The sequence below is a fragment of the Acaryochloris sp. CCMEE 5410 genome (genome assembly GCF_000238775.2).
GTDB lineage: Bacteria > Cyanobacteriota > Cyanobacteriia > Thermosynechococcales > Thermosynechococcaceae > Acaryochloris.
Map to the genome: position 1 here is coordinate 3085068 of NZ_AFEJ02000001.1, position 12155 is coordinate 3097222.

The 12155-nt window shown below is 44.5% G+C and carries 10 protein-coding genes and 1 pseudogene; 5 read left to right on the plus strand and 6 right to left on the minus strand.

Annotated features, from left to right (window positions below):
* Positions 1-271: 271 nt before the first annotated feature.
* Positions 272-1402 (plus strand): sugar phosphate nucleotidyltransferase, encoded by a 1131-nt coding sequence (locus ON05_RS14070; protein WP_010475742.1) that lies wholly within the window; start codon positions 272-274, stop codon positions 1400-1402.
* Between the two features lie 229 nt (positions 1403-1631).
* Here the strand turns inward: ON05_RS14070 and ON05_RS14075 are convergent, their stop codons facing one another.
* Positions 1632-3164 (minus strand): family 16 glycosylhydrolase, encoded by a 1533-nt coding sequence (locus ON05_RS14075; RefSeq protein ID WP_010475743.1) that lies wholly within the window; start codon positions 3162-3164, stop codon positions 1632-1634.
* 1118 nt (positions 3165-4282) lie between these two features.
* Between ON05_RS14075 and ON05_RS14080 the strand changes: the two genes are divergently transcribed.
* From ON05_RS14080 to ON05_RS14090, 3 genes are all read left to right on the plus strand, one after another.
* Positions 4283-4714 carry a LexA family transcriptional regulator gene (locus ON05_RS14080; protein WP_010475744.1) on the plus strand — a complete coding sequence of 144 codons (432 nt, stop codon included), beginning with the start codon at positions 4283-4285 and terminating at the stop codon, positions 4712-4714.
* Complete coding sequence (locus ON05_RS14085) at positions 4711-5976, plus strand: Y-family DNA polymerase (protein WP_029315320.1); 1266 nt, start codon at positions 4711-4713, stop codon at positions 5974-5976. The genes ON05_RS14080 and ON05_RS14085 overlap by 4 nt, the downstream gene beginning before the upstream one ends.
* A 139-nt stretch (positions 5977-6115) precedes the next feature.
* Positions 6116-6772, plus strand: coding sequence for a tetratricopeptide repeat protein (locus ON05_RS14090; RefSeq protein ID WP_236619014.1), 657 nt, complete (start codon positions 6116-6118; stop codon positions 6770-6772).
* A gap of 27 nt (positions 6773-6799) precedes the next feature.
* Here ON05_RS14090 and ON05_RS14095 read toward each other — a convergent pair.
* A pseudogene (locus tag ON05_RS14095) lies at positions 6800-6940 on the minus strand (IS1 family transposase); the annotation flags it as partial.
* 343 nt (positions 6941-7283) lie between these two features.
* Here ON05_RS14095 and ON05_RS14100 point away from each other — a divergent pair.
* The gene (locus ON05_RS14100; protein ID WP_010475747.1) at positions 7284-7817 is read left to right on the plus strand and encodes a peroxiredoxin family protein; all 534 of its coding nucleotides are present in this window, start codon (positions 7284-7286) and stop codon (positions 7815-7817) included.
* Positions 7818-7973: 156 nt separating this feature from the next.
* Here the strand turns inward: ON05_RS14100 and ON05_RS14105 are convergent, their stop codons facing one another.
* From ON05_RS14105 to ON05_RS14120, 4 genes are all read right to left on the minus strand, one after another.
* Entirely contained in the window at positions 7974-8387 is a 414-nt protein-coding gene (locus ON05_RS14105) for a hypothetical protein (RefSeq protein ID WP_010475748.1), read from the minus strand.
* A 217-nt stretch (positions 8388-8604) separates the two neighbouring features.
* Positions 8605-9825 (minus strand): nuclear transport factor 2 family protein, encoded by a 1221-nt coding sequence (locus ON05_RS14110; RefSeq protein WP_010475750.1) that lies wholly within the window; start codon positions 9823-9825, stop codon positions 8605-8607.
* Positions 9826-9966: 141 nt separating this feature from the next.
* Entirely contained in the window at positions 9967-10227 is a 261-nt protein-coding gene (locus ON05_RS14115) for a hypothetical protein (RefSeq protein WP_236619015.1), read from the minus strand.
* Positions 10228-10629: 402 nt separating this feature from the next.
* Positions 10630-11814: an AAA family ATPase gene (locus ON05_RS14120; RefSeq protein ID WP_010475752.1), complete on the minus strand. Its 1185-nt coding sequence runs from the start codon at positions 11812-11814 to the stop codon at positions 10630-10632.
* Positions 11815-12155: the final 341 nt, after the last annotated feature.

Sequence of the window (12155 nt, forward strand, 5' to 3'; positions counted from 1 at the left end):
ACCTTTCTAGACTCCAAACCCTTTAAAAATCCTATTAAGAAAGAAAGATATTTTCATACCTAAAAATCAATTAAAGTCTAAATTCTTTTAATTTCATAGACTACTTTCGGCAAAATATTTTTCTCTATGATGTGTTTATTTGAGTCAAGGGCAATCTAGGGCATGGCCCATAATGCCCTAGCAATCAGATAGAAAGCGACCGCATGACCCTCTGAGAATCCAATGCAATATTTCGATCAGTTACTAGTTCTCTATACACAAACTATTTGATATGAAAGCAATGATTTTGGCGGCTGGTAAAGGTACCCGCGTTCGCCCAATAACGTTCACCATTCCTAAGCCCATGATTCCGATCATGCAGAAACCTGTAATGGAGTTTCTAGTCGATCTACTTCGGCAACATAGTTTTGATGAAATCATGGTGAACGTGAGTCATTTAGCAGATGAAATCGAAAACTATTTTAGAGATGGCCAAGGGTTTGGCGTAGATATTGCTTACTCCTTTGAAGGGCGCATTGAAGACGGCATGCTGATCGGAGATGCCGTTGGCTCCGCAGGCGGGATGAAGCGGATTCAGGACTTTTCGCCATTTTTTGACGATACCTTTATTGTGCTCTGTGGCGATGCTCTGATTGATCTGGATTTAACAGCTGCCGTGGAATGGCATCGGCAAAAAGGCTCCATGGCCACCATCATTATGAAAACCGTCGATCCAAATGATGTTTCTAGCTATGGGGTTGTCGTCACGGATGAAGAAGGCCGAATCAAATCTTTCCAGGAAAAACCTACAGTTGATGAGGCCCTTAGCAACACCATCAACACAGGTATTTATATTTTTGAGCCTGAGATTTTAGATTTGATTCCATCTGGAGAAGAGTTTGATATTGGGGGGGATCTTTTTCCCAAACTGGTATCAATGAATTTACCTTTTTATGGCGTTGCCATGGATTTCCAATGGGTGGATATTGGCAAGGTTCCCGATTATTGGCATGCCATTCGTAGCGTATTGAAAGGCGAGGTCAAGAATGTAGCAATTCCAGGTCGTGAAGTAGCACCGGGTATCTATACTGGCCTGAACGTTGATGTCAACTGGGATAAGGTCGATATTCAAGGTCCGGTGTACATTGGCGGCATGACTCGTATTGATGACGGAGTAAAAATTATTGGCCCAACCATGATTGGACCGAACTGTCATATTTGTAAGGGCGCAACGGTAGACAACAGCGTGATCTTCGAGTACTCTCGCCTGGGTCCTGAAGCAAATCTAGTCGATAAGTTGGTGTTTGGACGCTACTGCGTGGATAAAACAGGTGTATCTTTGGATGTTCGCACAGCCGCTTTGGATTGGCTGATTACGGATGTTCGCCAAGATGCTCATGTGCCCGCACCTGTGATGATCTAAGTCCACCCTTCGAGTACATCAAGTTGCAAAACTGGATAGACCCACAAGCAAGAGGTATGGATTGAACCATCCATAAAGATTTCTTGACTCCATCAATCAGAAAGAACCATATTCCATACCTTGTACTTTTATTTTCAACCGCCACAAGGCCCAAAGTCTTGAAAACAGATTTTGGGCCTTTTTTAGCTATTTACTTTTTTGGCTATTTAGTAGTTACACATCTGAGGGATTACACATAGCTCACGTAGGACGCATCGAGGTCTAGAGCTTCCACCGTTGTATTTTCAACAATGGCAATCAAATCATTGCCACGATAGATACCAGCACCAGAGACATCGCCCTCAGTGGCTACGCCCAAGCTGTACTTGGAAGCATTCCCGCTGAGCTGAATCATATCTTCAGCCGCATTAAAGTCAGTCAAGATAGCATATCCATCATAGAAAGGAGAGTCATACGCAGAACCACTGGCATCACCTAAGACAAACAGGTCATTACCGATTCCACCGGTGAAGGTGTCATACCCTTGTAAATCAATTAGGGTATCGTTCCCTGTTCCACCGACTAAGCGGTTAGAGCCAGTACCACCAATCAAGATGTCATCTCCCCCACGCCCTTCTAGGAAACCTTCACCCACACGGGAAAGAGTGTCATTGGCTGAGCCGCCCGTCAAACCACTTTCAACAGAGGTTGAATCTTGGTAAACCCGAATATAGTCAATATCAAAGCTGCTAGGGAACGCAGTGGTGTCATCGGGAGATCCGGGCCAGTTTCCACCCACAGCCAAGTTCGCCAACATATACATAGGCTGGTCAGGAACGTTCTCGGTGGTATTGAACACTTCCATGCCATCGATGTACCAAGTCAATTCACCGGGCTGCCAGTCCACGGCAAAAGTGTGCATGCCATCGGCAAAGTCAATGCCACTGAACCAGCTGCCTTCCATGCCGTGGTTACCGGGCTGACTAGGATCTTGATAGTGAACGGTGGTGTAGGCCGTGCTGGTGTCGTCGCCTAAGATTTCCATGATGTCAATTTCAGGGGGCCACTCACCGGATTCAGGTAGCATCCAGAACGCAGGCCATAGTCCTTGTCCAGTGGGAGATTGACCACTAATTTCAAAGTAGCCATAGGTGAAAGACAGGCTGTCATGGCCGGAAATCATGCCCGAGGTATAGTCAAAGGTCTTGCCGGAGTCAAACCAAGTTTCTCCTTCGACGGTTTCTTCTTTGGCAATGATGGACATGACACCGTTATTGAATTCGAAGTTGCCGCCATCGGTGTAGTATTGCAGTTCGTTGTTGAAGGAGTTGGTGCGGCTGCCGTAGTAGTACTCGGTGTCCCACTTGGTTCGATCTAGCTCGGTGCCATTAAATTCATCACTAAAGACCATGCTCCAGTTGGCTTTGGAGTTAGGATGAATGCCGGTATCGAGATCATCATCAACGGTGACGCCATCCCCAAAGTTCTTTTCCCAACCTTGGCCTTTGATGCTGTGGCCTCGCTGCCAGTTTTCAGGCTTGGGCTTGTCTAATCCTGGGGGAGTGGAGCCATTGCCTAGGCCTAAGCCTAAGCCCTTCCCTTTGCCAGGAAATAGGGTGGTTGGTGTGGAGTTTGAGGTATCGATGCCTGTATCGCTGGATGAGGAGACTGGATTAGAGGTCAAGCCCAAGTTTCCTTGGTTCGAGGTGAGGTCTAAAGCATCGGGTTGTCCCATGCCGAGTTTAGCTTGACCTTTGTTTCCTTTAGTTGTGGACTTAGGCATGATGGCACTCCTGTGTGTTAGTAAAATTGATGAACGGTGAAGCCCGTGATCATACATCTGAGCTGATGGCTGGTCTGGACCTAAAAATTAATGTTTTTGGCAAAGAGTCAAAGTGGTTGTCAAATGTGTACCAATAGTCTTTTGAAAACTGTCGTTATGATGATTGATGTAAACTTCATGCTCAATGAATGAGCATTTAATATCTGACTTAATTCATCTAGCTAGTGTGCAAAAGAGTTATTAGTTTTTAACTTGAACTTAAATACAGATTAATCTTTGCAGCCAGCTTTAATGTCAAGAAAAAACTTAATAAGAAAAACTTATAATCCGAAAATGCTCTCAACACCAGCATTTCAGAAGTTCAATTTTTAATCGCTTCATTGCTCAAGAGTTAAGGACATCTTGTTAGCCATAAAATTGAGCATCATTTTCAGCTATATTTTTCCTGAATCTACTTAACAGACTATCCACCTGACATATATTTTTAATCTTTAAAATATCGATTTTTCTAGTCCTGCAAAACGACAAGATGTCTTTCAAACAAAGATTACAGGCAAAGACAGCCTCTATTTATCTGCAGATTACTATCAATGCCATATGCACACAGAAAAACAGCCAAAAAAATACCTCAATACTATAAGTATTGAGGTCAAACCAGGTACACAAGATAGATATAGGCTTTATTATTATTTTAATTCAAACAGGTAGGCTTATAAGCATATAGAAACAGACTTATTCATGCAACTATAGAGGATAGAAATACACAACATAAATCTTCCAATAAATCACATAAGTTGGGATCAAAATAGAGCCATTTTTGCCTAATATACTAAATATATCGCTTGAATATATACACTATATTTCTTCCATGTATCGATTATGAGATAGCAATGTTCAATGTCATGTCTTTGTAAAAGCTTCTTATGTATAAGAAATGTAGAACAAGTATTTTTCACTACATTTGAGTTGTTCTTTCCTCGGGCTAACGACGGGCATACGACATCATAACTGCTTCGATCCACTACGTATGACCCACATTTATTCGTCAGGGTCCGATAACACTCGATATTCCTCGAAAACCTGTGCTACTCTTTTTATAGTACATATGCACTATAAAAATGCTCATTTGCTCAGTTCATGCTGTCTCTTGGGCAGATTCTCTGTGTCTGCCTTGTCTATCTGTCCCCGTCTCTGCCGGATTCCCTTCCCCAGCTGATGACCATTTACAGAACAATTTGAATCTGCAAGAAGCGCTCATTCCTCGCCCTGCTGCGACGTTTTTGATGCGTGTCAAAGGAAATTCGATGGAAGGCTGTGGAATCTTCTCGGGGGATTTATTGATTGTGGATCGCTCCCTGACCCCCGTCGATGGAGCAGTGGTGATTGCTGTCTTAAACGGCGAGTTTACGGTGAAGCAACTGCGATTATCGCAAAAAACAATTTTATTAGCTGCAGCCAATGCAGACTATACCCCCATCGTCGTTAAAGCTGGGATGGAATTTCAGGTGTGGGGTGTGGTCACCTATGTGGTGCATGGGTTGCAGGTTTGAAACAACGTCTAATCGGGCTGTGTGACTGCAACTCTTTCTATGCCTCCTGTGAAATGGCGCTCAATCCCCGCTTGCAACATAAGCCGGTTGTGATCGCTTCCAATAATGATGGGGTCGTTGTGACCGGCAATGCTGCAGCGAAAGCCTTAGGTTTAGGCATGGGGGTGCCGCTGTTCAAGGTCCAAGATCTGATTAAAAAACATGACGTACGAGTCTTTAGCTCCAACTACGCGTTGTATGGTGACCTCTCCCAACGGGTGATGGCGGTCTTGGAGCAGCATACCCCTGAACAAGAAATCTACTCCATTGATGAGTGCTTTATCCGGATGCCGGAATTTGCTGAAGCGACGACCTACGCTCGCAACATTAAAGAGACGGTGAAACAATGGACGGGGATTCCGGTCTCAATGGGGGTGGCCACGTCCAAAACGTTAGCGAAGATTGCCAACCACGTTGCTAAAAAGCAGAAGCAGTATGATGGCGTCTTTGATCTATCCACGGCCCGCAATGCAGAAGGGATTCTGGCCACCTTTCCTGTGAAAGAGATTTGGGGCATCGGACGCCAATACAATAAGTGGCTGCTCAGCCAGGGGATTGAAACGGCGAAGGAACTGCGAGATGCCAATGAAGGGATGATCCGTCAGAAAATGGGGGTGGTTGGTGTGCGGATGATTCATGAGCTGCGAGGAATTTCTTGTCTGCCCCTGGAGTTGGTCGCCAAGCCCAAAAAAGAAATTTGTGTGTCTCGCTCCTTCGGTCAGCCTGTAACAGAATTGACGGATTTGCAAGATGCGATCGCAGCCTATGCATCAAGAGCGGCAGAGAAGCTGCGCCAGGAACAGCAAGTGGCAGAGGCCATGATCGTATTCGCCCGCACCAGCCCTTTTAAGTCAGGATATTTTCGCCAATCCGCAACGGTACAGTTCCCTATTGCCACCAGCTATACGCCCGCCATCGTCGAAGCAGCCCGCAAAGCCATGGCGCGAATTTATGAACCGGGCCGGGAATTTCAGAAGGCAGGTGTGCTGATGGTGGGTCTCTGTTCTGAAACGACTATCCAAGGGCATCTCTGGGAGAAAGATGAGGGTTGGGAGAAACGAAAACGCCTGATGTTGATTATGGATGAAGTAAATCATCGGTTTGGCCGAGGCACGATCGGCATTGCAGCTTCGGGGGCGAAGCAGACCTGGAAAATGCAGTCAAAGTGGCGATCGCCCAGGTATACGACCTGTTGGGCAGAGTTGCCTGTGGTGAGTTGTTGAGAGGGCTAATGAAGATCAGGTCATTTAGCAGCCATCATTCAAGTATGTCTTACTACTCATCATTGTTTATCTGCTAACACTGTTGCTTTCTTGAAAAAAATGGGAATTCTTGTGTAAGTTCTGTCACATGAAAAACTTTATGGCACTCATTAATTGTCCTGAATGCAACCAGAAAATTAGTGAACATGCCCGCAATTGTCCAAGTTGTGGATTTCTAATTAAATCTAATAATTCAAAACAACTTCTCAATTCAGTTGTTATGGTTGTGACATTTCTTGGGTTGTTAATATTTGGCCTATATTCATACAAATATATATTTGAGACAATTGACGATCATACTGAAACTACTCAGAATCAGAAAAGAACACAAGCGTCTCAATCAACTCCTCACCAAGAAATTCACATCTACCAAAAAGCTCTCGATAAAAACCCAAATGATCACGAAGCTTTGTTGAAGTTGTCTCGACTCTATAGCGAATTAACTGAGTTTGATAAAGCCTTACCGCTGATGGAAAAACTGGTTAACAAGCAGCCAGATAATACCCATTTACTCGCTGATTTAGCGGGACTGTATGCCTTAAATGGATACAGAGCTAAAGAAGAAGCGGTCTATGACAGAATACTGAAGCTTGATCCGAAGAGTATTTTGGCATTAGCTAGCAAGGCCAGCCTTAGAAAAGAGGAAGGAGATATCGAAGCAGCGAAAAACTTGTTTGCCAGAGCCGAGAAATTGGCACCTACGGATGAAATAAAACAGAAAATAAAAGAGATGAACGTGATTCAAAAAAAGAATTAATATGGCGTTGCTCAATGGCGAGATTACTCATACAGGGATAGGTGCTTTACCAAAATTTAGATAGTGAATTAATAGTTGCATTGAATGTTTGAGCATGCCCACCGACTTTGAACAACATAAAGTCTTGCGATGGAGCTGTGCCAAGTAATGTCGAAAACGAGTAATTTCTCATTAGACTTCTTGCATAATTCAATTAACGATATGGTAGAGGACTTAAAAATCGAGTCAGATCGCGACATTTTTTGCGTAAGTAGCACATCATGAAACGAATATTGCAAGAGTTCTATTGTTGTGACCAATAATTCTCATATTTTTTATCTATTGAGCTTGTCTTAAAGTGTTGCTACAAAGTTTGTAGCAACACTTTAAGACGGATACTTCTGTCGATTTTAGATGTAAGTCATGCTTCATGGTTACCTCTACAAGCACAATCTAACCCACCCCATTGATAAAACAACGTACACTCATTGGTAACACGCATTTGCGTTTGGCCATTAACTCTCCGTGATCAATGACTCAAAGCTCAGGGTTCTTTAATCAACGCTATGTAAACAACTTTGTGCCCTTGCCCGGTAAAGGGGAGCCTGCTGTCGGACGTCTTGCGCCAGACTTTGAGCTGCCTCGGGTAGGAGGAGCCCCGGTCAAACTATCCGACTATCGCGGACAGCAGCCCGTCTTTCTCGCCTTTACCCGCATCTTTACCGAAAAACTCTTTTGCCCCTTTTGCTATCCCCATATTCAAGACTTAAAACAGCGCTACTCCGAGATTGTGGAGCGAGGGGCAGAGCTACTGATGATTTCCAGTACGGATCAAGTGCAAAGTGAGCAAATCGTCTCTGACTTAGACCTGCCTTATCCCTTTTTATACGATCCGAAATGTGAAAGCTTCCGCAACTATGGGGCAGGACAAGCCCTTGGTGCCCCGCTTCCTGCGCAATATATTGTGGATGTAGACGGCACCATCCGCTTTCGGCATATGTTTTCTTTTGTCGATCACAATGCAGGAATTGATGAAGTATTCGCCATTCTGGAAAGTTTACAGTAGACACCTGGCTTTCTCACACACGCTAACGAGAGGCTAAATCAGGCTGCATGGGCCAGTGCAAGCTGGAAGTATATTTTCAGATGGGTTGAATCCAGTGTGCTGTGATGCTTCAGTCCAATGCATTGTTATTCAGCAATTGGTACAAGACGAGTACGGTCAACTGTTCCACTCCATGATTGAGTAAACAGTATGTCCATTCGGACAGGCTAGTCGATGACCACCCGATGCAACTAAACCTTCACCAAACACCCATTTATGTTTGGTCATATGTTCAGGTGTATATGGCTTAGAACAACCTGGACAGCACACATCTCGATAGTTGCCGCCATATACCAACGGTTGGCTCATTGACCAATACAGATCACGCACTGAGTTATCCCATTCGACAATTGTATTTCCATTGCAATCATTCATTTGGAGCCATTTCAGCACATCTTGGCAGTCAAGATATTCTTTGTACATTCCACTCTCTTGCGACCAGTTGTGAGCATATTTAGCGTCTCTCTCGATGCGTTTTTGGAAAACGGCAATCATATCCGTCATGGAGAAAAGGAACGTTCCTGGAAACATTGGGAAATCCCAGTCTGTGTAACAGGGCAAATTGGATGGCATTGTGTATTTGAGAAAGGCCATTTTGCCCCCAGTCGGATAACGTTCTGATGGTATGACTTGCAGTCACATTAATCTATATTGAACTCCAGAGATTGAACCGATAGTGGTCATGGCTGGATCATAAAAAAATGATTGTGAGAAATCCAAATTCTAAATGGTTGAATATTCCTAACCATTAAATGATCAGCCAAGCCACCAAGCCCCAAAAAGGCACAAATCGAAGCCACCGTTTCTGAGGATTCGATTCTACTGCACCTAGCAGCACAATCTGAAAGAACGTAAAGAAGACAAAGTCCACACAGAAGGCAGCGGAGACCCGGTTTGTCGTTACCTGAGTCCCGAAATAGTTAAGTCGCTCTGCCACAGTGCCAAATTCTGGTCCGACAAACCCAAACCAGAACAGTGCCATCCCACTCACCAAAAGCCCTGTCCAACCAAAAACCCGAGTCAAGAGCCCTTTCGAAGGCGAGGGCACTTCTGCGGGAATTGGCATGGCAGCTCTCATGGCCATATACGGAATCATAAAAGCATTCGTCAGAAAGAGCGCCATACTCCAAATCGGCACTTTGGGTAACTTTTGGCTACGCACATCAGCCAGCAATAGAGGCAAGAAAATAAAGATCCAAGCAATGGCAAAGTTAAAAAAGGCTTGGTCTACCGGATGGACCAAGGGAGCTTCCAGGTAGTGAATGCCTAGCATGTTAGCTAAGGGCAAGATAAAGAAGAAGTTGAGGGACTCATTCAGCACTTCCTGCCAGGTTTCCGCTTGAATCGCCCATACGGGCTCTCCGGGCATTAACTGTCCTGGTGGAGAGAGAAACAGGATATAAATATAGGCTCCTGCTAAAAGCCAGAGCAGTCTGGAGATCCACGGCTGAGACGAATCTGGCGGGCTGGCTGAAGACTGAAGTGATGTTTCCCCAGACTCAGCGGGTTTCAGTAGCAGCCGCACTAAGGGGGCAATCAAGCGCAGAATCAAAAATGCGCCTTTCCCAGGCTTGATCACAGGTTCAACCAAATCCCGGGCAAAGATCAGTTTTCCAGTTTTCTCAGACAGTCGACAAAAGCTAACCCCTCGGCCATTGGGCAGGGGAATACCACCCAGCTCGACATGCCAGAGAATGCCCACCGCAAGCGCGTCACCTTCCGTGATATCGTCCACCACAAACAACAAGTCTGCAGGCATTCCTTTACAAGATTCGGTGAATAGCTCCTCCACCGCTGCTTTTCCTTGAAAAGGGGTCGGAAAATTTAGGTCTTGATAACAACAGTCTGGATCAACATATTCCAGAGCTTTGGCAACATTGCGCTCATTAATGGCCTCATACATGGCCTGAATGAGGAGATGGGCTGGGAGGGGCATGGGGTTCAGGACATAGAGGAGAACATCGGTCATCTGGACAGTTGAGCAGTAGACACATTGGCAACACAGACAACCTTCTGATACTGATGCCTACCCAAACGCTCGCCCAAGAGCGACCGACAGCTTCATTTTACTCAAGGTTAGCGGGTCCCCTCATGCTTCATACCCTCCCTCTCAGATTTCTTGAGGAACTCGTATGTCTGGGAAGGGAAACGACGAATATCGGGCAGCAATCAATTTGCCTTCTGAGTTAAAACTGATGAAGATTGCATCACAGTCCAGAAGCACGTTATAGGGGTCAACTAGATAGAGCTTTTTGGAAATACCAACTTTCTTTTCCTCCTGATTCGGCCTCCAATTCTCTTCACTGGGTAATCGGAAAGACGTACCCGCATAATTTTGTGTAACGGCAGCTCTCACTTCTGGGAGGGTCATATCTGGATGCAGAGAAAAGTAAAAGCTCACAAAAGGCCTAATCGGTGACCAGAAGAAGAAGGCAACTAGGACTGCCAGGGGCTGAATCAGAAAAAGATAACGCCACCTTTGCCATCTAAAGGCAAGCACTGTCGTCACAGAGAAGAGAAGTGAAGTTAACCATAGTAAGAACCAAAACCCGAGAGCAATTGAATCACTCACGAGGTATATCAAGCAGCTGTAACAGATGGAGATGAGCAAAAGCCAGGTAAAAAAAATTGGTGTCATCTTCGAACTCATCTCTTCAGGCTCTGATAGAGTGCCATACAAATGCTATGAAACTATCGTGCGATCGCAGCTTGTATATGCATCAGGATCAGCGTCTGATGACCTTTCACTCAGCTTTTTGCTAACCGCTAATTTTTATAAAAGAGACTGAGCAAGCTGCTCACGGGTGGGAATATCAGCAGGCAGAAACGTCCTTAAATCGTTCTTAGTAGGCTTGGCTAAAGCAGCCAAACGGCTACATTGCATGGCAACACAACGATCAAAAAGGTTCCTAACAAATCGGCCATTGCCCAATTCGCCGATTTGGGTTTCATATTGTCCAATTAAATGGCGCATGGACTTCAAGGTTTGCTCAGAGAGAAGATAGCCATGCTGTTCACAAATCACTTTAAAAATATCAGCTAACTCAGATGGGGCATAATCTTCAAAATGGATCACTCTAGAAAACCTGGACTTTAAACCAGGGTTGGAGTCAATAAAACGAGACATCTCTTCTTTATAGCCTGCAACCACCACCACCAAGTTGTTTCTGTGGTCTTCCATCATCTTGAGGAGTGTATTGATTGCCTCTTGTCCAAAGGCATCTCCACGGCCATCTGCAACCAGTGCATAGGCCTCATCAATAAACAGCACCCCTCCTAGCGCTGATTCGATCACTTGGGTGGTTTTAGGCGCTGTTTGGCCCACATATTCAGCGACTAAACGACTTCGATCGACTTCGACAAAATGTCCTTTTGACACCACACCCAAATGTTTATAAATCTTTCCTAGCAGCCTCGCGACCGTGGTTTTGCCCGTTCCAGGATTGCCCGTGAATACTAGATGTCTTGTGATTCCAGGAGACTTGATACCCACTTTCGCCTGCATCTGAGATACCTTGGCGATGTTGACTAACTCTTGCACTGTAGATTTAACCGTATTTAAACCAGTTAGGGCATAAAGCTCATTGAGAGCGTGTTGCAATTCCTCTTGATTACTAATTTTTTTCGTCTGATCAGGCGAAGTCTCAGCATGCTTGCTTTTTTGATTGAGTGGATTGCGATTTGTGCACTTGGGTGGTTTAGGGACTAAAGATTTTCTCCGAATTCTCTCCAAAGTCCGAACGGTTTCTTGATCCTTAGACCATTGGTATTCCAGTAAGTCTTTCAGACCAGGATTCCAACCTTTCCGAAATCCCAAGCGTCTGGCAAGTTCTTCCAATTCATCCTGCTCAAGTGCAAACTCTTGCTGCAATTGTCCATAAACCCAGCCTTCGGAAAGACATAAGTGGAGTTTTTGACGAATAAGAACAGAAAGATATTGATCGACATCTTGACGCATTGGAACGAATTTCCCATAAATTGGATATTTCATCACTTGGGAGATGGCTGATTAATCCCAAATTCATGAAAAAGATAATTAGTCTATGCTGAACGATAGATAACACCCGAGAAATTGAGATCAGAGATTGACCAAAGAAATAGCATAATTGCTCTATAAACTCTCAATAGACCTTATCGAAAATAGCTGAAAGCCTTACTGGGAAAGCGTTTTATTTTTGGAGAAAAATCGGCCTCAAAGACTTACGACATAGACGTTTGAAGTTATTCTCACCCATTTTATTTCCGATAAGGTCTAATATTTGAATCAATCAAAGAATTCAAGCTGATTTTTTCAAATTG